Below are 26,877 nucleotides of genomic sequence, written 5' to 3' on the forward strand. Positions count from 1 at the left end.
GATTGTCAGGCGTTGTCGACCAGCCACTGCGACAGGCCGACCACCGAATGCGCGACGTGCAGCGGCGCCAGCGCATCGAATTCGCCCGGCTCGTGGGCGCCATAGCTCACCCCGACGCTTGCGCAGCCGGCGTTGATCGCGAGTTGCAGATCGTGCGTGGTGTCGCCGATCATCAGCGTCCGCTCGGCCGGCACCTCGAGCTCATCCATCAGTTCGAGCAGCATGCGCGGGTGCGGCTTGCCGAAAGTCTCGTCGGCGGTGCGCGAGGCGTCGAAACGATCGCGCAGCGCGACCGTGGCCAGCGCCTCGTTCAGGCCGCGGCGCGACTTGCCGGTGGCGACCGCCAGCTTGTGGCCGCGTACGCGCAGCGCGTCGAGCATCGGCAGCACGCCGTCGAACAGCACCAGGTCATCCTGGTGCTGCAAGTAATGGTGGCGGTAGCGGGCGCCGAGTTCGGCGTACCTCTCCTTGGGCACATCGGGCGCGGCGCGCGCGAGCGCCTCGGCGAGGCCGAGCCCGATGACCCAGGCGGCGTCGTTCTCGCTCGGCCTGGCGCCGCCGACGTCGACCACGGCGGCCTGGATGCAGCGCACGATGAGGCGCGTGGAGTCGTAGAGGGTGCCATCCCAATCGAAGGCGATCAGGTCGAAACGGCGGGGTCGGATGTCAGTCATGGGCTTGGACAAAAGGATGGGTGGCGAGTGCTTCGAGCGCAGCGGCGGGCATCAGCGCGTGCAGTTCGGGTGGCAGGTCGGCCTGCAGCGAGATGCGCTCGGCGCTCGCGGGGTGGGTGAACTGGAGCCGCCAGGCGTGCAGGAACATGCGCTTGAGGCCGAGCTTCTGCAAGATGCGGTTGCGCTCGAAGACGCCGTACTTGTCGTCGCCCGCGATCGGGTGGCCGGCCGAGGCGAGGTGAACGCGGATCTGGTGGGTCCGGCCCGTCTTGATGGTGACCGCCAGCAGGGAGAACTCCGCCCGATCGCCAGCGAGCGCGAAGCGCGCCAGCACCTTCACCAGCGTGACCGCGCGCATCGCGTCCGGATGGTCCTTGGCGACCACGCGAACCCGGCGCTCCCCCTCGGCGGCCCCTGCGGCCCCCGGCAGCAGGTACTTGGCGAGCGGCGCGTCGAGCACCTTCTTGTTGGCCGGCCAGTGGCCCTCGACCAGCGCCAGGTAGGTCTTGCCGGTCTCGCGCTCGCGGAACTGATCCTGCAGCGCAGTCAATGCGCTGCGCTTCTTGGCCACCAGCAGGATGCCGGAGGTTTCGCGGTCCAGCCGGTGCACCAGCTCGAGAAAGCGCGCTGCCGGCCGCGCCCTTCGCAGTTGCTCGATCACGCCGAAGCTCACGCCGCTGCCGCCGTGCACCGCAACGCCGGCGGGCTTGTCGATCGCCAGCAGGGCATCGTCCTCGAGCAGCAGCGGGAATTCGCGCGCCGGTGCGGCCGGCGTCCCGCCCTCCTCCGACCGGGCCGAGACCCGGACCGGCGGCAGCCGCAGCACGTCGCCCGCCGCCAGCCGCGACTCGGCCTGGGCGCGCCCCTTGTTGATGCGCACCTCGCCCGAACGGATGATCCGGTAGACGTGGGTCTTGGGCACGCCCTTGAGATGGCGGAACAGGTAGTTGTCCAGCCTTTGGCCGGCGGAATCCTCGTCGACCGTCAGAAAGCGAACTTCTGCCGCCGCGGGGGGCGCCTTCGCACCTATAATGTTTTTCACCAGCGCGGTCTTGTAAGTGCTTGATTAAACAGAAGTTTAGAGCACTGCAGGAAGCGCTGTGAGGTCGATGCCGCTTTGAGGCAGCGTCCGCAGGCCACGCGCAAGAGCGCAAGGCGGCGGCCCTGCTCCCGAGTCAAGCCGATGCCCACGAAACACCGATACGGAATACCCAGCCGGCAGGCTCCAAGCTGCCGGCGGATCGAAGCGAGTACCTTGTGTTGATGCTGCTGATTCAACTGATCCTGCGCTGGCTGATGCCGGCGAGCACAGGCATTGAATCGCCAGAAGTGCGTGCCACCACTGCGCCAACCGCTATAAAAAAGATAGCGAATCGACATCCCCTCGGGCTCGCCCCCATCCATGCGCCCCCACCCCGTCTGACATCGAGCTGACACTCGATGCGGTCATCCGCGCTCGCGCGGCGACCCCAGCAGCCTGGGCCGAGCGGCAATTCCTTCGTTTCGCGCGACGTCGTCCGTGCATCGTTAGGTCCGTCATGGACCGGTAGAACGATCGTAAAGACATAAGGACAACGCATCATGAAGCGGATGCTGATCAATGCCACGCAGGCCGAAGAACGCCGCCTGGCCATCGTCGACGGGCAAAAGCTCCTCGACTATGAAATCGAGATCGAAGGGCGCGAACAGCGCAAGGGCAATATCTACAAGGCGGTCGTGACGCGCGTCGAGCCCTCGCTCGAAGCCTGCTTCGTCGACTACGGCGAAGACCGCCACGGCTTTCTGCCGTTCAAGGAAATCTCCAAGCAGTACTTTGCCGAAGGGGTTTCGGCCAGCCAGGCCCGGATCCAGGACGCGATCCGCGAAGGCCAGGAACTGGTCGTGCAGGTCGAGAAGGAAGAGCGCGGCAACAAGGGCGCGGCGCTCACGACCTTCATCTCGCTGGCCGGCCGCTATGTCGTGCTGATGCCGAACAACCCGCGCGGCGGCGGCGTCAGCCGGCGCATCGAGGGCGACGACCGGGCCGAGCTCAAGGAGGCGATGGACCAGCTCGAGTACCCGAAGGGCATGAGCATCATCGCGCGCACTGCCGGCATCGGCCGCTCGGCGCCCGAACTCCAGTGGGACCTGAACTACCTGCTCAAGCTCTGGACCGCCATCGACGGCGCCGCCAAGGGCGCCAAGGGCGCCTTCCTGATCTACCAGGAGTCCTCGCTGGTGATCCGCGCGATCCGTGACTATTTCAATCACGACATCGGCGACATCCTGATCGACACCGACGACATCTACGACCAGGCGCAGCAGTTCATGGCGCACGTGATGCCCGAGCATGCAGCCCGCGTGAAGCGCTACCGCGACGACGCGGCCCTGTTCAGCCGCTTCCAGATCGAGCACCAGATCGAATCCGCCTACGCCCGCACGGTGCAGTTGCCGAGCGGCGGCGCGATCGTGATCGACCACACCGAGGCGCTGGTCTCGGTCGACGTCAACTCGGCGCGCGCCATCAAGGGCGGCGACATCGAGGAAACCGCGACCCGCACCAACCTCGAAGCCGCCGACGAAGTGGCGCGCCAGATGCGCCTGCGCGACCTTGGCGGACTGATCGTGATCGACTTCATCGACATGGACGAGTCGAAGAACCGGCGCGAGGTCGAAAGCCGCCTGCGCGACGCGCTGCGGCAGGACCGCGCCCGCGTTCAGTTCGGCTCGATCAGCAAGTTCGGCCTGATGGAAATGAGCCGCCAGCGCCTGAAGCCGGCGCTCAGCGAAGGCTCGTCGATCCCCTGCCCGCGCTGCGGCGGCTCGGGCCACATCCGCGACACCGAATCGAGCGCGCTGCAGATCCTGCGCATCATTCAGGAAGAGTCGATGAAGGACAACACGGCGGCCGTGCATGTCCAGGTGCCGGTCGAAGTGGCGTCGTTCCTGCTGAACGAGAAGCGCCCCGAAATCGCCAAGATCGAGCTCAAGCAGCGCGTGACCGTGCTGATGGTGCCGAACAAGACGCTCGAGACGCCCAACTACCGGCTCGAACGCCTGAAGCACGACGACCCGCGCCTCGACCACATCGAGGCCAGCTACAAGATGGCCGACGAGATCGAGGATCCGACTTCGGTCACGCGCCGTTCGCAGGAGCCGACCAACAAGCAGACCCCGGTGATCAAGGGCGTGCTGCCCGACGCGCCGGCCCCGGTGGCGGTGCCGAAGCCGGAAGCAGTGCGCCCGCCGGTGGCAGCGCCCGCCCCGGCACCGGTCGCACCCGTGGCAGCCCCTGCCAAATCGGCCGAATCCGGCCTCTTCGGCTGGATCAAGAGCCTGTTCGGCGCCACGCCGGTGCCTGCGCCGGCACCGGTGGTGATTCCGGTGGAAGCGCCGAAGCCGCGCCGCGAAGGCCGCGATGGCCGGGCCGGACGCGACGGTGAAGGCGCACGCACGGCGCGTGACGGCGAGCAGCGCCGCGGCGGCCGAGGCGAGGGTCGTGGCGGCCGCGACGGCGAAGGCCGTGGCGGTGAGCGCCGCGGCGGTCGCTCGGGCGAACGCCGGGACGGCGAACGCCGCGAAGGGCGCGAGGCCCGCGGGGAGGCCCGCACCGACAGCCAAGTGCGCGAGGCGCGCGAACCACGTGAGCCGCGTGAGCCACGCGAAGCCCGCGCACCGCGCGATGGCGAGCGTCGCGGACGCGGCGAGCGCCGCGATGGCGAAGCCCGCCAGGCGCCGGCCGAAAACGCCGACCTCCAGCTCGACAGCCAGGCGCTGGCGTCGAACCCGGCGATGAACGACGAGGCAGCCAGCCCATCGGAACGCGCGCCGCGCGGACGCGGCGAGCGCCGGGAACGCGGTGAACGCGGCGAGCGCAATGCCGAAGGTGCGCGCGAACGCAGCGCCGACACGGTCCGCGAAGCCCAGGGCGACGCCGCGCAGGAAGGCGCGTCGAACGAGCGTGGCGCACGCAGCGGTCGCGGCGAAGACCGCCCCCCGCGTGCTGAACGCGGTGATGGCCGCCGCGAGCGGCGTAACGACAGCCCGGCGCGACCCGTCGAGGCGGACACATCGGACGCCTCGATGCTCGAGGCCGGCACCGTCGGCGCCCTCTCGGCCGAAACCGGCGCCCCCGGCGACGAGCAGGGTGTCGAAGGCGCGCCGCGCCGCGACGGCGACGAACGCCGCGGCCGCTCACGCGACCGCTACGGACGCGATCGGCGCGAGCGTGGTCCGCGTGAAGACGCCGGGGAAGCGAACCTCGCCAGTCCCGACGCCACCCCGGCACCTGTCGAGGTCCCAGAGCGCGCCGTCCAGGCGGACATTCCGTCGGTGCCGGTTCGCGCGGAGCGTCCAGTCCAAGCCCCGGTGGCGCCCATCGCGGTCGAGGCCAAGGCCCCGTCCGCACGGGCGCTGCCGAAGGTCCAGCCCTTCGAGCTGCCGCTCGACGAGCTCGCCCAGGTGGCCGAAGGCTCGGGCCTTCACTGGGTCAATTCGGACGCCGACCGCATCGCCGAGGTCCGCGCCGCCATCGCCGCCGAGCCCAAGCCCGTGCACGTGCCCCGCGAGCGCCCGCCGGCGATCGTGATCGACGACAGCCCGCTGGTGCTGGTGGAAACCCGCCGCGACCTGGGATCGATGGCGCTGCCCTTCGAAGAGGCTGCGCGCGGCGCGAACGCCTCGCATTGAGGTCACGGGGAGGCGCAATGCCTCCCCGCTCTCCCCCAGGGGTCCCAGGGCGGCTCCCGCCCGCGCGGCGGTCCCGCCGCCCGTTCCTCGAGGCCGCCACTCGCGCGGCCTCTCCTCACTTCAACACCGTTCGTTTCTGAGGGCCTCCACGGCCCGGCGCCAGCCTGAGCGCAACGCAGTCGCCGATGACGGGGGCCGGGCTGAAAGCGCCAACCGATGAAAACTTCGGTATTAGTTCTCAAAATCATAAACGGCGTGTGCAAACAACACCTGGGCACCCATTCGCATTAACATTTTGTCATACAAAAGGACTACACTTCTCCGCAAGATGCTGCAGTGCACCAAGGTGGCTCGTCGGGCCCCTGACAGAGGGCGGCAGCCTACGCCGTTTGGCGGACGATGTACGGCTTTTGTTGACACGACACGGGCTGCGACATATGTTCAAATTCTTGCCGATAGTAGTAAAGCGTTACACTGCCACGCTTAAAGCTTAAAGTTTGAGGCAGCACCCGACACGGGGGGATTTCAGATGTTTCGTTCCGATTCGACCGCCAACGGCAACGTCGTTCGACGCTTTTCCCCGGACGGCGGCGGCCCGTCCGCAGCACCCGTTCAGGCGCGGCCGCGCCGCCTGTCGCTCTTCGAGCGCATCGTGAAACGCTCCCTCGACATCGTCGGGGCCCTCTTCTTCTTCGCTGTCTTCGGCCCGCTCTATCTGCTGGTTGCCTTGGGTGTGCTCATCAGCATGGGACGCCCGGTTCATTTCTGGCAGACCCGGCTCGGCGAGAGCGGCCGGCGCTTCCGTTTCTACAAGTTCCGCTCGATGGTGCGTAACTCGGACGACGTGCTGGACGAGTTCCTGAGTCGCAGCGACATGGCGCGCACCGAATGGAACACCTTCCAGAAGCTGGAAAAGGACCCCCGCATCACGCCGATCGGCCAGTTCATCCGCAAGCTCAGTCTGGACGAGCTGCCGCAGTTCTGGAACGTCCTCAAGGGCGACATGAGCCTGGTCGGCCCGCGCCCCTGCATGGAGCGCCAGCGCAGCCTGTACGGCAGGGGCTGGGAGCACTACTGCGCGATGCGCCCCGGGATCACCGGCCTGTGGCAGGTCAGCGGGCGCAACCGGCTCTCCTACGCCCGCCGGGTCGAACTCGACGTGGAGTACGTCAGCAACTGGTCCTTGTGGCTCGACATCAAGATCCTGCTGAGGACCGTTCGCGCCGTGATCACCGGCGAGGGTTCGAGATGACACAGATCCAGCCGGTCGTTCTGTGCGGTGGCAGCGGCACCCGGCTGTGGCCGTTGTCGCGCAAGACACTGCCCAAGCAATTCGCCCCGCTGGTGGGCAACAAGAGCCTGCTGCTGCTCACGCTCGAGCGCCTGCGCCTGCTCAACCCGGAAGTGACCTGCGTGGCGGCGGAGGAGCATCGTTTCCTGGTCCAGGAAGGCATCGACGCTGCCCATGTGAGCGGCAAGCAGTTGCTTGAGCCGGTGGCGCGCAATACCGCCGCCGCGATGTCGGCGGTGGCCCTTCAGGCCGACCCGGAGCAGTTGCTGCTGTTCGCGCCCGCCGATCACCACATTCCGGAACCGGAGCGGTTCGTCGCCACGATCCTGAAGGGCGTGCCGGCCGCCATGGCGGGATACCTCGTGACCTTCGGCGTGGAACCTTCTTTTCCCAGCACCGCCTATGGCTACATCCGCCAGGGCGAGAAGCTCGATGCCGCGCTGGGCGAGGAGGCAGGCCATGCGGTCGCGGCCTTCATCGAAAAGCCGACGGTGGACCGTGCCGAGCAGTTCCTCCTGGAAGGCGGCCACTTCTGGAATGCCGGCATCCTGCTGGTCCAGGCGAAGGTACTGATCGCGGCGCTGCAAGAGCATGCCCCAGACATCCTCGACAGCTGCAGGCTCGCCACTGCCGCCATCGAAACCGATGGCGCCTTCCTCCGGATGGACAGTGCCGCGTTCAGCCGCTGCCGCAGCCAGAGCATCGACTATGCGGTACTCGAGAAATGCAACCGGGTCGTCGTCATTCCGTTCCAGGGCCGCTGGAGCGACGTGGGCAGCTGGAATGCGGTCGCCGACCTCCATGACACCGACGCCAACGGCAACCGAATCAGCGGCCAGGGCTTCGCCATGGGGGCGACCAACACCTTCATCCATGCACCCAGCCGGCCGGTGGTGGCCCTGGGCACCAAGGATCTGCTGGTGGTCGACACCCCCGACGCGCTGCTGGTCGTGCACCGCGACTGCGCGGAACAGGTCAAGGACGTGGTCGCGCTGCTGACCACGCACGGCCACAGCCAAGCGACCCGGCACCGCCGCATTCCAAGACCCTGGGGCGCCTACGACAGCATCGACGACGGCGAGCGCTTCGCGGTCAAGCGCCTGACCGTGAAGCCGGGCGCGCGCCTGACCTTGCGGATGCATCACCATCGTGCCGAGCACTGGGTGATCGTCAAGGGCACGGCGCGCGTGGTGTGCGACGACAAGACCGTGCTGGTCAAGGAAAACGAATCGATCTACATCCCCGTGGGTGCAGTCTATCGGCTGGAAAACGTCGGCAAGACCGCGCTGGAAGTCATCGAAGTCCAGACCGGCGGCTACCTGGGCGAAGACGACATCGTGCGCTTCGCCGATGGCGAGTCACCCGCCCTCGGCGGTGCAAGAATGCACGCCTGACTCCTCCAACCGGCGACAAGATATTTCAATGAACGAGTTGCACAAGCGGATTTTCGTCGCCGGCCATCGCGGCATGGTCGGAAGCGCCATCGTGCGCTGCCTGGAAGCGCAGGGCCACACCCACATCATCACCAGGAGCCGTTCGGAACTCGATCTGACGGACCAGGCGCAGGTGCGGGCCTTCTTCGCCGAGGAGAGGCCTCAGGAGGTGTACGTCGCCGCCGCGAAGGTGGGCGGCATCCATGCGAACAACAGCTTTCCGGCCGAGTTCATCTACTCGAACCTGATGGTCGAGGCCAACCTGATCCACGAATCCTGGCGCACCGGCGTCGGCAAGCTGCTGTTCCTCGGATCGAGCTGCATCTACCCGCGCCTCGCGCAACAGCCGATGTCGGAGGACGCGCTTCTCACCGGCAAGCTGGAACCGACCAACGAGCCCTATGCGATCGCCAAAATCGCCGGCATCAAGCTGTGCGAAAGCTACAACCGCCAGTACGGCTGCGATTTCCGCAGCGTGATGCCAACCAACCTCTATGGCCCGGGCGACAACTACCACCCCGAGAACAGCCATGTGCTGCCGGCGATGATCCGGCGCTTCCACGAAGCGAAGGCCGGCGATGCGCCGGCGGTCGTCATCTGGGGCACCGGCTCGCCGAAGCGGGAATTCCTCTACGTCGACGACATGGCGCGCGCCTGCGTCCACGTGATGGACCTGCCGCGGGAGGCCTACGCGGCGCATACCGACGTCATGGCCAGCCACATCAATGTGGGCACCGGCGAGGACCTGTCGATCGCCGAACTCGCGCAGATGGTGAGCGAGGTGGTCGGCTACCGCGGCAGCATCCACTACGACACCAGCAAGCCCGACGGCGCGCCGCGCAAGCTGCTCGACATTTCGCGTATCCGCCAGCTCGGATGGAAGCCGGAAGTGGCGTTGCGTGACGGTATTGCGAACGCCTACGAAGATTTCTGCAGCGAAGCGCTGGTGGTCTGAAGAGCGCCGCAGGGGCAGTTCCTACCATGCGCGCATCCTTCCTTTCCCTGGTTCCGCCGGGTTCCGGCGGCGTTCGGGACTATGCGACCGTGCTCGGGAACGCCCTCCAGTCCCCGCCCCTGGAAATGACCCGGATGACCGACATTTCGTCCCTTTCGGGCGACTGCCTGCTGCTGCACTTCAGCGGCTACGGCTTCCAGAAACGCGGCGTGCCGCTCTGGCTGGTCGAGCACATGCGCAGCCTGCGTACGCGCTTCCAGGCGTTCGGAGTCGTGTTCCATGAGCTGTTCGCTTCCAGCCCGCCCTGGGGCTCTGCGTTCTGGCTCGGCGCCTGGCAGAAGCGGATCGCCAGCGAGCTGCTCGACCTCTCGGATTTCTGGTTGACCAACCGGGAGGAGTCCGGCCGATGGCTCCTGGCGCGACGCGACACCACGCCGCACCGCGTGCTGCCCATTTGTTCGAATGTGGGAGAGCCGCCTTCGATCGACACCGACAGAGCGCCGCACCTGGTTGTCTTCGGCAGCCCCGGGGTGCGCGCCAACGTCTACCAATGGGCCAGCGGCGAAGTGTTCGACTGTGCGCGACGAAAGGGCCTGGTCATCCATGACATCGGTCCGCCGCTGCAGGACGCTTCATTGACGCAGCGCCTGCTCCGGGAGAACGCCGTGGTGCACGGGAGACTGGCGGCGCAGGAGGTGAGCCAGATCCTGTCCGGCGCCAGCTACGGCGCCCTCGCCTATCCCATCGACTACGCGTCGAAGAGCGGTGTGCTTGCCTCCTACAGCGCCCACGGCATCTGCCCGATCCTGCTCTGGAACGACTACCGGCCGCATGATGGACTGGTCGCCAATGTCAACTACGTGGCCGGCTTCGCGGCGCTCGAGGACATCGATCCGGGCGTCGTCGGCCGCCAGGCGCGCGGGTGGTATGAGCCGCATTGCGTGCAAGCACATGTTGCCGCCTTGAGAACGATGCGCAGCGAGGCTCGCAGATGAGCGACATCCGCTTCCTGTGGACGTCACGCGAACGGCCGGCGCTGGGGTCCCGGCGCTGGTTTGTCGTATGGGCCAAGCGGGCGCTGCATTTCCGCGCGCTGCTCAAGATCATTCTGGCAAGGCGCAGCTTTCGCGTCCGCGGGGCGCAGGTGGGCGAACTGTCGATCCTCGATCGATTCGAACTCAAGGGCGCGGCCGCCAACCTGAGCGTCGGGGAGCACAGCTTCATTTCGGGGTCTTCGGAGATCGTCGCGCTCGACCAGGTCCACATCGGCTCACGCGTCGTGATCAACGACCGGGTCAGCATTCTCACGGCGAGTCACCATGTCGGAGATCCGGGCTGGCGATCCTTCAAGAAGCCGGTGCGCATCGAGGACTACGCCTGGATCGCGGTCGGCGCGACCATCCTGCCGGGTGTCACGATCGGCTACGGCGCGGTCGTGGGCGCGGGCGCGGTGATCGCGAAGGATGTGCCGCCGCTGGCGGTCGCCACCGGCAATCCGGCCGTCGTTCGGCTGAACGCGCGCCCCGCCGACCTCTGCTACGACCCCGTGGCCCTGCTGCCGCCGTTCGAGGCGTGGATCGGCCGCCGCGCCGATCCGGCGAGTCCGGCGAATCCGCCCATGCACGGCCTAGAGCCGCGGCCATGACCATGGTGCTGGTCACGCATCCCGGGCTGCAGCACTCGCACCAGCTCGCCCTCGCGCTGCATGAGCGTTCGCTGCTGCAGTCTTTCTGGTCCGGCGTGCCGGTGGTGGCGGACGGCGAAGCGCCGCCGTGGTGGCTGCCCGCCGGCTATCGCGAGAAGGTCCGCAAGGTCGAGATCCCCCGCTCGCTGCGGCGTCATCCGGCTCGCTTCCAGCTCGCCCTGAGGATGTCGGGCTCGATCGTCAGGCTCGGCGTTCCGGGTTCGGACATCGTGCACCGTGTTTTCCACTGGTTCGATCACTGGGCCGCGCAGCAGATACGACAGTTCAGGCCGAAAGTCGTCGTCGCCTACGAAAACGCGGCCTATCACACGTTCCAGGCGGCCAAGGCGGTCGGCGCGCGCTGCGTGCTGGACGCCGCCGCCTTCCACCACGGGACCGCCGCCCGGCTGCTGGGCGCCGTCGATACGCCTTACACGCCCGAGATCAATCGCCGCAAGGACGAGGAGATCCGCTTGGCCGACCTGATCCTGACATGCTCTCCGCTGGCCGCGGAAAGCTACACGGACAACGGCGTGCCGGCCGACAGGATCCGGTCCATGATGCTCGGTGCCGAGTTGCCGCCCGACGTGCCGGCGTGGCAGGCCCACGACGGTCCGCCGCGCTTCGTCTTCGCCGGCGCACTGAGCCGGCTGAAGTCGATCGACAGCATCGTTGCCGCCTTCCGGCGGCTGCATGCCGAAGGCATCGGCTACGAGCTGGAGTTCGTCGGCGGCGTCGCCGACGCCGAGTTGCTGCGCGCCGTGCTTGCCACGCCCAATACCCGCCACACGCCGAGCGTGCCGCAGGGCAAGCTGTTTTCGATCCTCGCGCGTGCCGACTGCCTGCTGCTGCCCTCGCGCTTCGATTCGTTCGGGATGGTGGTCGCCGAGGCGATGGCCTGCGGAACGCCTGCCGTGGTCTCGACGAATACCGGCGCCAAGGCGATGATCGAGGCTTTTCCGGGCAGCGGCTGGATCGTGGAGCCGGAGGTGGAGCCGCTGCATTCGCTGCTGCGACAATTGGCTCGCAACCCGGCGCAGTTGCATGCCGCACGGGCCATGGCTCGCCAGTCGGGAGATGCGTTCTCGTGGGCGAGCTACCGAAGCCGCGCCGGAGAGTTGTTCGAGGAATTTGTTCAATGAGCACGGTGGCTTCCCATTCCCATGCACCGGCGCGCAAGTCGACGCTGACCCGTGCCGGCAAAGCCTTCATCGCGGTGTTCCTGATCATCGTGCTGGAAGGCGCAGTGCGCAAATGGGTGAGCTCGGCGGCCACGCTGCCGCTGCTCCTGATGCGCGACCTGCTGGCGATCTATGTGATCGCCTATGCCCTTCGCAATGGCGCGCTGCAACGGCACAAGGGCATCACCCAGACACTGCTCGTGTGGTCCTGCCTGGTCGTTGCCTGGGGCCTGCTGCAACTCGTCGCCGGAGAGAGTTCGCCCACCGTGCTGCTGATCGGGCTGCGCTTCTGGCTGCTGTACATATGGTTCGGTGTGGCCGCAGCCGCCGCAATGAACGAAGCCGACTATCGGGCCGCGATGCGGGTGGCCGCCTGGACCTTGCTGCTGATGACGCCGCTGGTCGTGCTGCAGCATTTTTCGCCGCCGGGCGCGCGCATCAACAGCCAGGTCGATGGCGACGAGACCGGCGTTTTCCTGGTGATCGCCGATGTCGTCCGGACCACCGGCACTTTCAGTTTCACGGCCGGCTACACCACCTACCTGGCGCTCATGACGCCGCTGGTGTTCGCTTTCGCCGGGGCGCGAAAGCGGGCCAGGTGGCAAACTCTGTTCGCGATGGCACTGTTCGGTGCCTTCGTCGTCTCGAGCATGGTGAGCGGCTCGCGCACTGCCGTCACCCTGTCTGGCCTGATGGTTGCAGGCTACTTCGTCGGCCGGCTCTGGCTGGCGCGGGGCAAGGCCAAGGGCCGGGCCATCGTGGGCGTCGTCGTCGGACTCTTGCTGCTCGCGGTGCTGTTCTTCGCCTTCAGCGGTGCGATCCAGATCACCGAGCAGCGTTTCCAGGAGGCCTCCGAGGTCGAGGGCTTCTGGGGCCGCGTGCTGATGATCTTCCTTGGCCAATCCTTTGCATACGACCAGTTCACTTGGCTCGGCTCCGGCATCGGCCTGGGCTCCAACCTCGCGACCTATACGCGCACCGGCAGCACCGGCGACTTCGCGCTGGCCGAAGTCGAGGCCAGCCGGATCCTGCTCGAGGGCGGCCTGATCGGCTACGCGTTCTCCGCTTTCAAGGTGGCCGTCGTCATCGCCGGCATCCGCAAGAGCTTGAAGCTGTCCTTTCAGCTGCACTCGGTCTATCCGATCCTGCTGTGGTTGGTCGTGTCGCTCGCCATCCTCACCTGGTCGGCGATCGGCCAACTCTCGGCCCACGGCCTGCTGGGCATCATGCTGGCTTTCGGCCTGCTCGTATTCCGGCATCCCACGGCCGAGTTCTTTCCCCCTCGCAATCCATCGGCGTGAGACTGCTCCATCTGATTCCCTCGGTCGATCCTCGCGGAGGCGGACCGATCGAAGGCGTGCTTCGAATCCATGAGGCCCTGGTCGCGCTCGGCCACGAGAGCGAACTGCTGTCGCTGGACGATCCGGCTTCGGCCTGGGTTCGCGAATGCCCGGCGCCGCTTCACGCGGTGGGGCCGTCGCGCACCAGCTACATGTACAACGCGAACGCTGTGACGTGGCTGCGCGAGCATGCGGCCGGCTACGACGCGGTGATCGTGAACGGTCTTTGGCAATACGCCGGCTTCGCCGCCTGGCGTGCGTTGCATGCGTCGACCACGCCCTATTTCGTGTACACCCACGGCATGCTCGACCCGTGGTTCAAGCGACGCTATCCGCTCAAGCACCTGAAGAAATGGCTGTACTGGCCCTGGGCCGAGTACCGCGTGCTGCGCGACGCCGCTGCAGTGATCTTCACCTGCGAGGAAGAGCGCCTTCTGGCGCGCCAATCCTTCGGGCTCTACCGCGCCCGGGAAGTCGTCGGCTCGTACGGCACCTCCGAGCCGCCTGCGGACGCGGCGGCCCTCACCGAGGTCTTCCTGAACCGCTTTCCCGAACTTCGGGGCAAGCGATCGCTGCTCTATCTCGGACGCATCCACGAGAAGAAAGGCGGCGACCTCCTGGTCGACGCATTCGCCCGCGTCGCCGCCGATGCGCCCGAGCTGCAACTGGTCATGGCCGGCCCCGGTGACGAGGGTCTGGTGCAGCAGCTCAGGAACCGTGCCGCGGAGCTCGGCATTTCGGCGCGCATCACCTGGACCGGGATGCTGCTGGGCGACCTCAAATGGGGTGCTTTCCACACGGCGGACGTGTTCTGCCTCCCATCGCACCAGGAGAACTTCGGCATCGCGGTGGTGGAGGCGCTGGCCTGCAACAAGCCGGTGCTGATCAGCAACAAGGTGAACATCTGGCGCGAGATCGAGCAGGACGGCGCAGGCCTTGTGGCCCCGGACACGCTGGCCGGCACGATCGACACCCTGCAGCGCTGGCTGGCGCTGACGCCGGCGGAGATGGCGGCCATGCGCGTCGCGGCGCAGCGCTCATTCCGGCATCGTTTCCAGGTCGGGCAGGTCGCGCAAACGCTGGTCCGGATCATCGGCGAACATACGCCGGTGTCGGGCGCCGCCGCGACACAGTCAAGACCAAGCCGAACCGGCGCCGGAACGCTGCCCGAGAGTCAATGAAACTTCTTGTCTACGGAATCAATTTCGCGCCGGAACTGACCGGCATCGGCAAATACACGGGAGAGATGGTTGCCTGGCTCGCGGCCAGGGGGCATGAAGTGCGGGTGGTGACGGCGCCGCCCTACTACCCGGATTGGGCGGTCTGGCCCGGCTACAAGGGCTCGCGCTACGCCCGCGAAGAGTGGCACGGCGCCACCGTCTTCCGCGCGCCGCTGTGGGTGCCGCGCAAGGCGTCGGGACTGAAGAGGCTGGTTCACCTGGCCAGCTTCGCGATTTCGAGCGTTCCCACGCTGCTCGCGCAATGGCGCTGGAAACCCGACGTCGTGTGGGTGACCGAACCGCCGCTGTTCTGTGCCCCGGCGGCGCTGGCCTTCGCGCGCCTGCGTTCGGCGAAGGCATGGCTGCACATCCAGGACTACGAGGTGGATGCCGCCTTCGATCTCGGCCTGCTCAAGGGCGCCGGCCTGCGATCGTTCGTGGCCATGATCGAGCGCGGCCTGATGCGCCGGTTCGACCGCATCTCGACGATCTCCCTGCGCATGATGGAGCGAGCGACCCACAAAGGCACGGAGGATGCGCGGCTGATCTCGCTGCCGAACTGGGCCGACGTGTCGGCCGTGCAGCCCCTGCGGGCGGCGAGTCCGTATCGGGCGGAGCTGGGCATCCGGCACGATGCCGTCGTGGCACTCTATTCGGGCAACACCGGCGCCAAGCAGGGTCTGGAACTGCTGGCCGAAATGGCCGACATGCTGCAGCACCAGCCCGACCTCGAGTTCGTGTTCTGCGGCAACGGCGCCGGCCGCGCCGAGTTGATGCAACGCTGCGGGAAGCTCCCGAACGTGCGCTTCCTTGACCTGCAGCCGGTCAAGCGCCTGGGCGATCTGCTCGGCCTCGCCGACATCCATCTGTTGCCGCAGCGCGCGGACGCCGCCGACCTCGTGATGCCCTCCAAGCTCACCGGCATGCTCAGCAGCGGCCGGCCGGTGGTCGCCGGCGCGAGGGCCGATACGGAGCTCGGCAAGGTGGCCAGCCATTGCGGCCTGGCCGTCCCCCCGGACAACGCCCGCGCCTTCGCCGATGCGGTGCTCCAGCTGGCCTCCCAACCCGCTTTGCGCGCGGAACTCGGCCTGCGCGCCCGCGCCTTCGCCGAAGCCCACTTCGACCGCGACGCCGTCCTCGCCCAGTTCGAACGCGACCTCCAGTCCTGCATCAAAAGCTGAAAAGGCCGGCGAAGCCCGGCCTTGTTCGCAAAACACCGCGGATCTGGCTTTGCCAGTCCGCCGGTGTTGCCCCCGGTAGGGGGTGGGCGCCCGGACACGCAGTGCCGGGCAACCTGGGGGCGAGCAACAGCTACTGCTCTTCGGGCAGGATGCTCTCGTAGTTGTAGTTGGTGTAGCGGTAGCGGCCGTACTTGTAGGGCGCGTAGCCCCTGCGGCGCACGTTCATGCCGTTGAGCAGCACGCCGGTGGCCGCTTTGCCGCCCATCGCGAGACGCCGTGTACTTTCCTTCAGCTCACCCATCGTGGACTGCTCGGCGCGTGCCACCAGCAGCACGGTGCCCACGTGCGTGGCCACCGTGCTCGTGTCGGCGGCGACCAGCACCGGGGGCGCGTCGATGACAACCAGGTCGTACTGGTCGGACAAACGTTCGAGGAGCGACTTGAACGAGTCCGAGATCAGCAGTTCGGCCGGGTTGGGCGGCAACTGCCCGGTGGCCAGGAAGTCCAGGCTGGGAACCACCTGGCGGTGCACGGTCTGCTGCACCGTCAAGCTGCCGGCGATCAATTCCGACAGGCCGCCGTGACGCTGCAGACCGAAATACTGGTGCGTGTGGCCGCGCCGCAGATCGGCATCGATCAACAGGGTCCGCTTGCCGGCGGCTGCCATCAGCGCGGCGAAATTGGCGGCCACGAAGCTCTTGCCGACGCCCGGCGTCGGCCCGGTGATCAACACGCGGTTGTTCGGCGACTCCAGCATGGCGAACTGCATCGCGGTGCGCAGGCTGCGCAAGCTCTCGACGGCGGGGTCGTCGGTCTTCTCGATCGTCAGCAGACGCACGCCGGTGGCGCCGCTCAAGCGCCGCTTCGCGATGGCATCCTGTGCCGGACTCAGCGGAATGGTCGAGAACACCGGCAGGCCGATGTCGGCCTCGACCTCGTGCGGATCGCGGATGCGCTGCTCCACGAAGGCATTGCGCAGGAACGCCGCGCAGACGCCGAGGAACAGGCCCAGGGCCAGGGCCGCAGCCATGATGACCGTCCGGTTCGGCTTGATGGGGAACATCGGCAGCACGGCCTCGTCGAGCACGCGGACGTTGCCGACCTTGCCTTCCTTCACCAGGCGAAGCTGCAGCGCATTGTTGAGCAGCGACTGGTAGAGCTCGGTGTTCACCTTGACATCGCGCTCCATGCGCACCGCTTCCTGCTGGATCGCGGGCAACCCCTTGATCCGCGTCTGGATCGCGGCTATGTCGGCCTTCAACGCCGCAATCTGCGCGTCCAGCGTCTGGACCAGCGGATGATTGGCGGTGAAGCGCGCTTCGAGTTCGCGCCGGCGCTGCTGGGCCTCCAGCAGCTTGGTCTGGCGGTCGACGGCCTGGCCCAGGATCATGGTCGCTTCTTCGGAGAACGCCACCGTTCCCTTCTGGTTGCGATAGCGGTTGTAGACCTCTTCGGCGGCCTCCATCTGACGCTTGAACAGCGGCAACTGGACGTCGAGGAACGCCAGCGTCTTCTGCGCTTCCGCCGCCTTGCGCTCGACGTTCTGCTGCACGTACTGCGCGCCCACGGCGTTCAGCACCCGTTGCACCCGGTTGGGATCGATGTCCTGCAGCGCGACGTTGATGATGCCGGACGACTTGCCCCGCTCGCTCAGCTGGAGGCCGGCCTGAAGCCCGAGGGTGGTCGGCAGATTGGGCAGATGCATCAGGTTGAACTCGGCGCCCGGTTTGCCGTATAGCGCGCTCACCGTGAGCGCGAGCTCCCCGGCGGGGGTCTGCGCCTTCAGGAGGGCGCCAACCGTGCCGGTCAGAGGCTCAGGCAGCGAGGAGGCCGACAGCGTGTACTGACCGTCGCCCTTGGCCGTCACCACGAAGGACGTCCCCTCCATCGTCTTCGGGACATCGAACTGGGCCACGTCGATCCTTTCCGTGCCCGACACATAGCCGCCAAAGCCCAGGAAGCCCGGGTCCGACAGGCCGCTCGCCCGCCGCGCCAGCCAGCCGCCGATATAGGGCACATAGCGCGGGCCGGCCACGACGTCGAGCTTGATCGCCTCGACGACCTTGCCGGCGATCATGCGCGAGCGGATGATTTCCATTTCGGCGCTGCCGGGCGTCTTGACGTCGAACAGCCCGCCGACGTCGCTGAGGACACCCTTGCCGGTGTTGTCCGGGCCCTCCACCTGGATCACCAGGTTGGACTCGTAGACCGGCCGCTGGAGGAACGCATACACCACGCCGCCGAGGAACACGACCAGGGTCACGAAGGCGATCAGCCACTTGTTCGCGACGAGCACCTCGAGGTAGTGCCCAAAGTCGAAATCCTCCTCATCCGACGTGCCGAAGGAACTTGGAGTGGGTTTGGGAATGAGAGAGGAATTCATCGGCTGGATACTCTTGAAATGCGTTTGACCCATTGCTGGGTGCCGTCTTCAATGAGCGTCAGCGACCGCTCGAAAGAAGCGCGGCCGGCCCGGTAGGGGTCCGGCACGTCCTGATCGCTGAACTCACAGAGACGAAATACCTTGCCGGAGGCAAATAGATAGCGCTCCTCGACCGCGCGGCGCTGCTCGCCGTCCATCACGAGGATCAGGTCGGCGCGCTGGCAGGCATCAAAGCTGATCTGCCGCGCACGGTGGCCTTCGATGGTGATGCCGCGCTCCTGCATCAGTTCGCAGGCGATGGCGTCCGCGCGCTCACCCACGAGGGCGCCGAGGCCGGCGGATGCGACTTGCGCGTCCGGCAGGGCCGCGGCGAGCAAGCCTTCGGCCATCGGGCTGCGGCAGATGTTTCCGATGCACACGACGAGGATGTTCCGGATAGTCACGATCGGCTCGGTCAGCGGCCGGTGACGGTGAGCGTCTGGTAGGAACTCGCCGTCGTCGCAGTCGGCAAGATCAGGTTCAGCACGCGGTTCCACTGCACCAGCGGCACCGGGTCGACATACACGACGTCCTTGGCCTGCAGCGGGAATCCATTCGCCATCGCAATCGCGCTGGGCGTGCGGGCGTCCAGATGGAAGATCGACTGGCCCTGGGCTTCGTTGCGAATCACATAGATCTGGCGCGGATTGGCGGTCGTCAGGTTGACGCCGCCCACTTCGGTCAGGGCGTCGTTCAGGCTCAGCCGGCCATTGCGCATCAGCACCCCGCCCTGCTGGGTCACCTCACCCATCACCGTGACCTTGCGCTCCTCGCGGCCACGCACATAGATCATGTCGCCCGGGCGCAGCGGGAGGCGGCTGGGATTGATCCCGGCATCGGCCATCGCCATCAGGTCGATGGAGATCGTCTTGCCCTCGCGCGTCAACTCGAGCGCCGAACGGTCGCCGTTCGGCGTCAGGCCGCCCGCGCGGTTGATCGCTTCCGCCAAGGTCATCGGAATGTCCGTGAACAAAATCAGTCCGGGTGTACGGATCTCACCGTCCATGTAGGCGCGCTTGCTGCGGAAGGCCTCGACCCGGACACTGATCTGCGGGTCCTTGAAGACGCGCGCGAGGCGCTTCACCACCGCCTGCTCCATTTCCTGGATGGTCATCCCCGCCACCTTGAGCGGCCCGATGTACGGAAAACTCAACTGGCCGGTGTTCGAGACGATGTAGCCGGGTGCGGGAGAGACGCTGGCAGGGTCGGCCACCGTGGTCGCGGGAACCGAGCTGAACACCATCTCCGGATGGTCGAACACCACGATGCCCACCACATCACCGGGACCGATCCGGTAGGGCTCCGTCGGGCCCAGCAAACCCATCACTTCGGCGCTGAGCTTGGTCTGGCGGGTGGCCGCGCGATGCGCCCCGATCAGGACAGGAGTGATCTCGGTCAACGCGCCCGCCGGCGGCGGATCGATCTCTGAGGTCGAAAAACCGGCCGGCGACACAGCTTGCTGGGCATCGTTGCTGGCTGAACGGAAGCCCGGCGCCAGTGGCGCGCAGCCCTGTACCAGCACGCCCGCCGAAATCAGCACCACGGCATGTAGTAAAAAATGCTTCAAGTGCAGCTCCGCATGGTGACCCTGAAATGAATACTTTTGCAAACAGTTACGACTGTACATCAGGAGCGGGGACGACTCAAATGCTTTCTTGGCGTAGAACTTTAGTCAGAGGAAATTTTTCTGATCAGGCGTGGAAATCGCACGATTTCAGGAATTTCCCGACTCGAAACAGGCCCGAAGCGGCAGGTTTTTCGCTGCCCGCGCTATTGATTCAATAGCATCAAAGCCGCACGCGGCGGTGCAGACTACGGATTTTCCGTCTGTGCTGCGCGCTTCCAGGCAGCCGACGCCTGGTCAGCGTCATCGCGCGCCTCGGCCAGCTGCGCCAGCGCTTGCCAGGCCCGCCGGTGCAGGTTCGCATCCTGTAACCCCAGGCCAGCTTGTGTGAGCAACTGTTGCGCCTTGCCCCACAGCTGGCGCTTCATGCAGGCCATGCCCGCCAGGTACTGCAGATTGGCATCGCGCGGATTGTTCCGCTGCGCCGACTCGATCCGCGACAGCCAGTCGGCATCGACCGAATCGAGACCCGCTTCCAGCGCACGGACCAGCTTCACGCGCAAGGCTTCACCCAGGCTCTGCGGATGCTCGACCATGCGCTCCCAGGCCGGCAGCAGCCAGGCGCGCGCCAAAGCAAGATCGCCGCGCAGCGCCACCATGCGCTGGGCCGCATGGATCGCGACCTCGGGCATCTCGCGCTCCCAGGTCTCGAGTTCGCCCCACGCGCGCAGCAACTGGGAGGGATCGTGGGCACCCGACAGCAGCTCGCTGGCCAGCCCGCGCACGATGCTCTGCGCCGCGGCATCCGAGAAGGCCCTGTGCTTGGCCAGCAGCCGGGCAGTCTCCAGAGCCTCGAGCGTGCGCCGATCCTGCCTTGCCGCCTTCAAGCGCAGCCGCAGTGCCAGCGTACGCCGCTGGGCGCCCTGCGGCAGCTCCTCGAGCCGCGCCAGGGCCGCCGGTGCGTCTCGATCGTCGAGCGCCCAGCGAGCGGCGCGCAGCTGAACGCCTTCGCGCGTCTCGGGCGTGACCAGCACGCCGCGCTCGGCACTCTCGTTGAGCGCCTGCTGCAGGTGGGCGTCGCGTGCCGGGCGGTCCTGCAGCGATTGCGCGCTCTCGGCCGCCAGCAGATGCGCCAGCACCCGCACCTGCAAAGCCTGCGGCAGGCGGGCATCGAGCGCGGCCAGCGTTCTTTCCTGCGCCAGCGCCGCCTGGGCCGCCTTGCGCGCGCGCGAGAAACGGCCGGCCAGCAGTTGCGCCGCGGCATCGAGCAGTGCCGTATGCAGCGCACGCTCTTTCTGCTGCAGCCGCCATTGGCGCGCCTGCCTGGGCAGCGAAAACAGCGCCGCCAAGCCGCGCAGTGCGAGGTGCAGCAGCACGAAGGCGGCGAACAGCAGCAGCAGCACGAGGTTCAGCGAGAGGTCGACCCGCCAGGGCGGCCAGAAGACGGTGATCGTGCCCTGGTTGTTGCCGGCGAACAGCGCCACCGCGGCGGCGATGCCGAACAGGGCGAGGAACCAGAGGACGGCGCGCATGGCTTCGAGCCTGCCTCAACGCCCGGCGGCGGCCGTGGCGAGCGCGGCCAGGGTTTCGTCGACGCGTGGCGGCTCGCTGGTGCGGATTTGAGCCTGCACCTGCTGCACCAGCGTGGCCGCGGCCTGGACCCGACGCGAGGCCGGATCGAAATAGCGGTTGATCGCCGCCGAGACGGTCGCCATCTCGCCGCGCGCCGTATCGACCTGCCTCGACAGCAGGGCCAATCGGGCATTGAGCAGCTTGAGCTTGAGGTTTTCGCGCAGGAAGAAGGTCTGCTCGGGTGTCAGCAGCACCGCCTCGGGCCGCTCGATGCGCCCGACGCGCAGCAGCGAGCGGGCCTCGGTGCGCACCATCAGCAGGAAGCGCTGCCACCAGGGCGCATCGGCCGACAGCGGCTCGGTCTGCAAGGCGTCCGACCCGCCGCGACGCAGCGCCACGGCGTTGAGCGCCGGCAGGTCGTCCACGCCGCGCATGAGTTCGTCGAGCTTCTGCAATGCATCGCTGTTGTCGATGCTGGCGCTGCTGCGAAGGCGGTCGGCGTCGTGCTGCATGGCGCGCTGCAGCGGCGCCAGGCGCGGTTGCGCCGCGCGCGCAATGCGCAGATCGCCGGCCTTGAGCGCGGCCAGCAGCGGCTGCACATTGCCGGTGACCTGCGCCTGCTGCAGCGCCAGCCGCACGGCGGCCTCGATGTCGATCACCAGGTTCTCGTCGCGCGAGCGCGACAGGCTCTGCATCAGTTCCTCGAGCTGGGAGCGTTGCAGTGCGACCTCGCCGACCCGGGTTTCGGCCAGCGCCAGCCGGGCCGCGGTGTCGCGCACGACTTCTTGCGCCTGGCGCGCCAGGGTCCGCGCCTCCAGCGACTGGGCCAAGGCGTCGGCGCTCTGGCGGGCGAGTTGTTCCTGCATACCGCTGACCTTCTGCCAGAGTGCCAGCGCGATCAGCAGCGCGACCACGGCGACGATCGCGAACAGGCCGAACGCCAGCCGCGAAAGCAGCGCCACCGCGGCCGGATGGCCGGCCTGCAAAGGGGTCGGCATCGGCGCGCGCAGCGCGGGTTCCGGCACGGGCTCGTTGAAGACGGGAGCGTCGCTCATGCGAAGGATTCTATCGACGCCACCAGCGCCGGCAGCGAAGGCCGCGAGACCTGCACGCGGCCGAAGCCCGCGTCGCGCGCGGCGTCCGCGATGCGCTCATGCGTGACGAGCGCGCGTGCCGACCGCCAGCTGACGGCGGGCAACAGCCGGCGCAGGTTGGCGATCGCCTCCGAGCTGCTGAAGAGCCAAGTCGCGGCACCGCTGGCGCCATCGAGGGCCAGCCTGCGCTCGGCCTCGCCGAAGGGCGGCGGCAGCCGCCGATAGGCCGCCACCGCATCGCAGGCGCCGCCGGCGGCCGCGATTTCGCGGGCCAGCCAGTCGCGCCCCGTGGCCCGTCCCGCGGCATCGCCGCCCCGCACGATCAGGATCCGCACGCCCGGACCCACCTGCGTCCGGACCAGAGCCCACAGGCTTTCGGAATCGAACTGCGCCGCATCGGCGGACGGCGCGTCGATCGCCGATGCCGGCACCCCGGCCTCACGCAGCCCGCGGGTGGTGCCGGGGCCGGTGGCCCAGAAACGCACCTGCGCGGGCACGCGGACATCGATGCCGCGAAAGAAATGCTCGGCCGCGGCAGCGCTCACGAACATCAGCGCGTGGTAGTCGGAAAGGCGCTGCCAGGCGGCGTGGAGCTGCGTCGGGTCTTCGAGCGGCTCGATCGCGATCAATGGCAGCGCAACGGCCTCCAGCCCCGCCGCACGCAGGTCGTCCACCCATCGCGCAGCCTCTCTGGCCGGCCGTGTGATCAACAACATGGGCAAGCCTGGCGACGCTTCATGTCCGGAGCAGGCGCGCCACCGCTTCGCCCAGCGCCGCCGCTTGTGCGGCATCGGCCGCATCGGCCACCCGATGCACGCGCACCAGCGGCGTCACGCCTTCGGGATCGCCGAGGGCGGCGTCGATGCGCAGGCGGCCGTCGGCCTGCCAGCGCGCGTGCGCGGCCAGCGGCATCGAACAACTGCCGCCGAGGGCGCGGCTGACGGCCCGTTCGGCGGCGGTCGCGAGGCCGTCGCCGCGGCTCGCCAGGGGCGCGAGCAACGCGAACAGGTCGGCGCGGTCGGACCGGACCTCGATGCCGAGCGCACCCTGCCCGGCGGCGGGCAGCATCGTGTCGGGCTCGAAGCACTCGCGAATGCGGCTCTCGAGACCGAGCCGCTTGAGCCCGGCGGCGGCGAGCACGATCGCGTCGTACTGGCCCTCGTCGAGCTTGCGCAGCCGGGTGTCGAGATTGCCGCGCAGGGGCTCGATGCGCAGATCGGGCCGCAACGCGCGCAGCAGAACGACGCGGCGCAGGCTGGAAGTGCCGACCACCGCTCCCTGCGGCAGCGCGGCGAGCGAGGCATGGCGCGGCGACACCAGCGCATCGCGCGGGTCTTCGCGCTCGAGTACGCAGGCCAGCGCGAAACCTTCGGGCAGGTCCATCGGCACATCCTTGAGCGAATGCACCGCGATGTCGGCGCGTCCTTCCTCGAGCGCGAGTTCGAGTTCCTTGACGAACAGGCCCTTGCCGCCGACCTTGCTGAGCGAGCGGTCGAGGATCTGGTCGCCGCGGGTGGTCATGCCGAGCAGTTCCACCGCGTGGCCCTGTTCTTGCAGCAGCGCCTGGACGTGTTCGGCCTGCCACATGGCCAGGCGGCTTTCGCGCGTGGCGATCACGATGTTGCTCAAGACCGTTTTCCGTATGAATGAGAGACCCGTGGGATGCTAGCATGTTGCGCCGCAGCAACGTCGGCATGTCCCCAGTCCACGAGGAGAAGTTTCGAATGAAGACGAGCCCCGCACCGGTTGCCGCGAAGCGCCGGACCCGTGACGAAGACCTGCCCCTGGTCGCCGACATCCGGCTCCTGGGCCGCATCCTCGGCGACGTGATCCGCGAACAGGAGGGGGACGACAGCTACGCGCTGGTGGAGAAGATCCGCACCCTGTCGGTGGCCTTCCGGCGCGATGCCGACCATGCGGCGGACCGGGCGTTGAAGAACCTGCTGAAGGGACTGAGCGCGGCCGAGACGGTGAGCGTGATCCGCGCCTTCACCTACTTCAGCCACCTGGCCAACCTGGCCGAGGACCGGCACCAGATCCGCCGCCGCACCGAGGCCGACCGCGCCGGCGACAGCGCCGAGGGCAGCCTGGAGACCGCGCTGGCGCGCATCCGCAAGGCCGGCATCAAGCCCGAAGCGGTGGTCGAGTCGCTGGCCCACAGCTACGTCTCGCCGGTGCTCACCGCGCACCCGACCGAGGTCCAGCGCAAGAGCATCCTGGACGCCGAGCGGGCCATCGCGCAGTTGCTCGCCACCCGCGACGAGATCGCGCTGCGGCAGCGCGCCTTCGCCGGTGGCAAGGATGCGCTGACGCCGCTGGAGTACGCGGACAACGAGCGCCAGATGCGCACGCGCGTCACGCAGCTCTGGCAGACCCGCCTGCTGCGCTTCTCCAAGCTCACGGTGGCCGACGAGATCGAGAACGCGCTGAGCTATTACGAGGCGACCTTCCTGCGCGAAATCCCGCGGGTCTATGCCGATCTCGAGAAGGCCCTGGCCCACGGCGCCAGCGTGCCCTCGGTGGCGCCCTTCCTGCGCATGGGCCAGTGGATCGGCGGCGACCGCGACGGCAACCCGAACGTGACCGCCGAAACGCTGGAGTACGCGCTGCGCCGGCAGAGCGAACTGGCGCTGCGCCATTACCTCACCGAAGTCCACTACCTGGGCGGCGAGCTGTCACTGTCGGCCACGCTGGTGGACGTGTCGGTCGAGATGCAGGCGCTGGCCGAGCGCTCGCCCGACAGGAACGAGCACCGGGTCGACGAGCCCTATCGCCGGGCCCTGGCCGGCATCTACTCGCGGCTGGCCGCCACCCTGCGCGAGTTGACCGGCGGCGAGGCCGCGCGCCATGCGGTGCCGCCGCAGAACCCGTATGCGACGGCCGAGGAATTCCTGGCCGACCTGCACACCATCGAGGAGTCGCTGGCCGACGAACACGGCACCGTGCTCGCCGCGCCGCGCCTGCATCCGCTGATCCGTGCCGTGGAAGTGTTCGGCTTCCACCTGGCGACCGTCGACCTGCGCCAGAGCTCCGACAAGCACGAGGCGGTGGTGGCCGAACTGCTGGCCACCGCGCGCATCGAGCCCGGCTACGCGGCGCTGGCGGAAGAGGACAAGCAGGCGCTGCTGCTGCGCCTGCTCGACGACGCCCGGCCCCTGCGCGTGCCCGACGCCGACTACTCGGCGCTCGCCCGCAGCGAGCTCGCGATCTTCGCGGCGGCACGCACCGCCCGCGCGCGCTTCGGCGCGGCTGCGATCCGCCACTACATCATCAGTCACACCGAAACCGTGAGCGACTTGCTCGAAGCGCTGCTGCTGCAGAAGGAAGTGGGACTGCTGCGAGGCACCTTGGCCGACAACGCGACCTGCGACCTGATCGTGGTGCCGCTGTTCGAGACCATCGAGGACTTGCGCAACGCGGCGCCGATCGTGCGCGCCTTCTATGCGCTGCCCGGCATCCATGCGCTGGTGCGGCGCTCGGGCGCCGAGCAGGACGTGATGCTGGGCTACAGCGACAGCAACAAGGACGGCGGCATCTTCACCAGCAACTGGGAGCTGTACCGCGCCGGGCTGGCGCTGGTGGCGCTGTTCGACGACCTCAACGCCGACGGCGGAGCGCCGATCCGGCTGCGCATGTTCCATGGCCGCGGCGGCACCGTGGGCCGCGGCGGCGGTCCGAGCTACCAGGCGATCCTGGCGCAGCCGCCGGGCACCGTGCGCGGCCAGATCCGCCTGACCGAGCAGGGCGAGGTGATCGGCTCCAAGTACGCCAACAGCGAGATCGGCCGGCGCAACCTCGAGACGCTGGTGGCCGCGACGCTCGAGGCCACGCTGCTGCCGCCCGCCAAGGCGGCACCCGCCACCTTCGTCGCCGCAGCGGCCGAGTTGTCCGAGGCCAGCATGGCGGCCTACCGCGCGCTGGTCTACGAGACGCCGGGCTTCGGCGACTACTTCTTCAGCGCCACGCCGATCCGGGAGATCGCCGAGCTCAACATCGGTTCGCGCCCGGCTTCGCGCAACCCGAGCCGCAGCATCGAGGACCTGCGCGCCGTGCCCTGGAGCTTCAGCTGGGGCCAGTGCCGCCTGACACTGCCCGGCTGGTACGGCTTCGGCTCGGCGATCGAGCGATTCCTCGCGCAAGCCGCCAACCCGGCCGCACGCAAGGAGCGCCAGGCGCTGCTGCAGCGCATGTACGCCCAGTGGCCGTTCTTTCGCACACTGCTGTCGAACATGGACATGGTGCTGGCCAAGAGCGACCTGGCGCTGGCCTCGCGCTACTCGGAGCTGGTGGCCGAGAAGAAGCTGCGGCAGAAGGTGTTCTCGATGATCGAGGCGGAATGGCACCGCACCTCCGAGGCGCTGACGCTAATCACCGGCGCGAAGCAGCGCCTGGAGGGCAACGCCGACATGCAGCGTTCGATCCGGCATCGCTTCCCCTACATCGACCCGCTGCACCACCTGCAGGTCGAACTGATGCGCCGCTACCGTGCGGGGCAGGTCGACGAGCGGCTGCAAAAGGGCATCCACATGTCGATCAACGGGGTGGCGGCGGGGTTGCGCAACACCGGCTAACGGCCCGATGGGGCCGCGGCGCGGGGG

The 26,877-nt window shown here is 67.9% G+C and carries 21 protein-coding genes; 11 read left to right on the forward strand and 10 right to left on the reverse strand.

The genetic code is table 11. From position 1 onward, the window contains the following. Window positions 1-5: 5 nt before the first annotated feature. From AC1D2O_RS15095 to AC1D2O_RS15105, 3 genes are read right to left on the reverse strand one after another with little or no spacing between them, the layout of a single operon-like run. Window positions 6-674, reverse strand: coding sequence for an HAD-IA family hydrolase (locus AC1D2O_RS15095; RefSeq protein WP_478091017.1), 669 nt, complete (start codon window positions 672-674; stop codon window positions 6-8). Then, window positions 667-1,716, reverse strand: a complete 1,050-nt coding sequence (locus AC1D2O_RS15100; protein WP_478091015.1) for an RluA family pseudouridine synthase — start codon at window positions 1,714-1,716, stop codon at window positions 667-669. The genes AC1D2O_RS15095 and AC1D2O_RS15100 overlap by 8 nt, the downstream gene beginning before the upstream one ends. Then, window positions 1,713-2,054, reverse strand: a complete 342-nt coding sequence (locus AC1D2O_RS15105; protein ID WP_478157322.1) for a hypothetical protein — start codon at window positions 2,052-2,054, stop codon at window positions 1,713-1,715. The genes AC1D2O_RS15100 and AC1D2O_RS15105 overlap by 4 nt, the downstream gene beginning before the upstream one ends. A 201-nt stretch (window positions 2,055-2,255) precedes the next feature. Here AC1D2O_RS15105 and AC1D2O_RS15110 point away from each other — a divergent pair, with 201 nt between their 5' ends. From AC1D2O_RS15110 to AC1D2O_RS15155, 10 genes are all read left to right on the forward strand, one after another. Continuing rightward, window positions 2,256-5,342, forward strand: a complete 3,087-nt coding sequence (locus tag AC1D2O_RS15110; RefSeq protein ID WP_478157323.1) for an Rne/Rng family ribonuclease — start codon at window positions 2,256-2,258, stop codon at window positions 5,340-5,342. Window positions 5,343-5,871: 529 nt separating this feature from the next. Next, window positions 5,872-6,594 carry a sugar transferase gene (locus AC1D2O_RS15115; protein WP_478091012.1) on the forward strand — a complete coding sequence of 241 codons (723 nt, stop codon included), beginning with the start codon at window positions 5,872-5,874 and terminating at the stop codon, window positions 6,592-6,594. Then, on the forward strand, window positions 6,591-8,027 hold the full coding sequence (locus AC1D2O_RS15120; RefSeq protein ID WP_478157325.1) for a mannose-1-phosphate guanylyltransferase/mannose-6-phosphate isomerase: 1,437 nt from the start codon (window positions 6,591-6,593) through the stop codon (window positions 8,025-8,027). Before AC1D2O_RS15115 ends, AC1D2O_RS15120 begins: the two co-directional genes overlap by 4 nt. A gap of 28 nt (window positions 8,028-8,055) precedes the next feature. After that, window positions 8,056-9,021 (forward strand): GDP-L-fucose synthase, encoded by a 966-nt coding sequence (fcl, locus tag AC1D2O_RS15125; protein WP_478094062.1) that lies wholly within the window; start codon window positions 8,056-8,058, stop codon window positions 9,019-9,021. A gap of 134 nt (window positions 9,022-9,155) precedes the next feature. After that, window positions 9,156-10,016, forward strand: a complete 861-nt coding sequence (locus AC1D2O_RS15130; protein WP_478157327.1) for a hypothetical protein — start codon at window positions 9,156-9,158, stop codon at window positions 10,014-10,016. Further along, window positions 10,013-10,666, forward strand: a complete 654-nt coding sequence (locus AC1D2O_RS15135) for an acyltransferase (RefSeq protein WP_478094059.1) — start codon at window positions 10,013-10,015, stop codon at window positions 10,664-10,666. The genes AC1D2O_RS15130 and AC1D2O_RS15135 overlap by 4 nt, the downstream gene beginning before the upstream one ends. Beyond that, entirely contained in the window at window positions 10,663-11,847 is a 1,185-nt protein-coding gene (locus AC1D2O_RS15140; RefSeq protein ID WP_478157328.1) for a glycosyltransferase, read from the forward strand. The genes AC1D2O_RS15135 and AC1D2O_RS15140 overlap by 4 nt, the downstream gene beginning before the upstream one ends. Then, window positions 11,844-13,187: a hypothetical protein gene (locus AC1D2O_RS15145; RefSeq protein ID WP_478157330.1), complete on the forward strand. Its 1,344-nt coding sequence runs from the start codon at window positions 11,844-11,846 to the stop codon at window positions 13,185-13,187. The genes AC1D2O_RS15140 and AC1D2O_RS15145 overlap by 4 nt, the downstream gene beginning before the upstream one ends. Beyond that, complete coding sequence (locus AC1D2O_RS15150) at window positions 13,184-14,407, forward strand: glycosyltransferase (protein WP_478090973.1); 1,224 nt, start codon at window positions 13,184-13,186, stop codon at window positions 14,405-14,407. The genes AC1D2O_RS15145 and AC1D2O_RS15150 overlap by 4 nt, the downstream gene beginning before the upstream one ends. Then, window positions 14,404-15,627, forward strand: a complete 1,224-nt coding sequence (locus AC1D2O_RS15155; RefSeq protein WP_478090975.1) for a WcaI family glycosyltransferase — start codon at window positions 14,404-14,406, stop codon at window positions 15,625-15,627. The genes AC1D2O_RS15150 and AC1D2O_RS15155 overlap by 4 nt, the downstream gene beginning before the upstream one ends. A gap of 130 nt (window positions 15,628-15,757) precedes the next feature. Here AC1D2O_RS15155 and AC1D2O_RS15160 read toward each other — a convergent pair whose 3' ends face one another. The 7 genes from AC1D2O_RS15160 to hemC all read right to left on the reverse strand — a co-directional run bounded on the left by AC1D2O_RS15160 (window position 15,758) and on the right by hemC (window position 23,908). Continuing rightward, window positions 15,758-18,010: a polysaccharide biosynthesis tyrosine autokinase gene (locus AC1D2O_RS15160; RefSeq protein ID WP_478090976.1), complete on the reverse strand. Its 2,253-nt coding sequence runs from the start codon at window positions 18,008-18,010 to the stop codon at window positions 15,758-15,760. Then, a complete protein-coding gene (locus AC1D2O_RS15165) occupies window positions 18,007-18,447 on the reverse strand; it encodes a low molecular weight protein-tyrosine-phosphatase (protein ID WP_478157359.1) in 441 nt (146 codons plus the stop codon). The genes AC1D2O_RS15160 and AC1D2O_RS15165 overlap by 4 nt, the downstream gene beginning before the upstream one ends. Window positions 18,448-18,464: 17 nt before the next feature. Further along, window positions 18,465-19,658: a polysaccharide biosynthesis/export family protein gene (locus AC1D2O_RS15170; RefSeq protein ID WP_478157331.1), complete on the reverse strand. Its 1,194-nt coding sequence runs from the start codon at window positions 19,656-19,658 to the stop codon at window positions 18,465-18,467. A 203-nt stretch (window positions 19,659-19,861) separates the two neighbouring features. Beyond that, window positions 19,862-21,145: a heme biosynthesis HemY N-terminal domain-containing protein gene (locus AC1D2O_RS15175; protein WP_478157333.1), complete on the reverse strand. Its 1,284-nt coding sequence runs from the start codon at window positions 21,143-21,145 to the stop codon at window positions 19,862-19,864. A 15-nt stretch (window positions 21,146-21,160) separates the two neighbouring features. Next, the gene (locus tag AC1D2O_RS15180; RefSeq protein ID WP_478157334.1) at window positions 21,161-22,240 is read right to left on the reverse strand and encodes a uroporphyrinogen-III C-methyltransferase; all 1,080 of its coding nucleotides are present in this window, start codon (window positions 22,238-22,240) and stop codon (window positions 21,161-21,163) included. Beyond that, on the reverse strand, window positions 22,237-22,995 hold the full coding sequence (locus AC1D2O_RS15185) for a uroporphyrinogen-III synthase (protein ID WP_478157336.1): 759 nt from the start codon (window positions 22,993-22,995) through the stop codon (window positions 22,237-22,239). Before AC1D2O_RS15185 ends, AC1D2O_RS15180 begins: the two co-directional genes overlap by 4 nt. A gap of 19 nt (window positions 22,996-23,014) precedes the next feature. Beyond that, window positions 23,015-23,908, reverse strand: coding sequence for a hydroxymethylbilane synthase (hemC, locus tag AC1D2O_RS15190; protein ID WP_478091718.1), 894 nt, complete (start codon window positions 23,906-23,908; stop codon window positions 23,015-23,017). A gap of 95 nt (window positions 23,909-24,003) precedes the next feature. Between hemC and ppc the strand changes: the two genes are divergently transcribed. Further along, window positions 24,004-26,850, forward strand: a complete 2,847-nt coding sequence (gene ppc, locus AC1D2O_RS15195; RefSeq protein WP_478157338.1) for a phosphoenolpyruvate carboxylase — start codon at window positions 24,004-24,006, stop codon at window positions 26,848-26,850. Window positions 26,851-26,877 lie beyond the last annotated feature (27 nt).

The organism is Variovorax sp. P1_G12 (assembly GCF_056405555.1).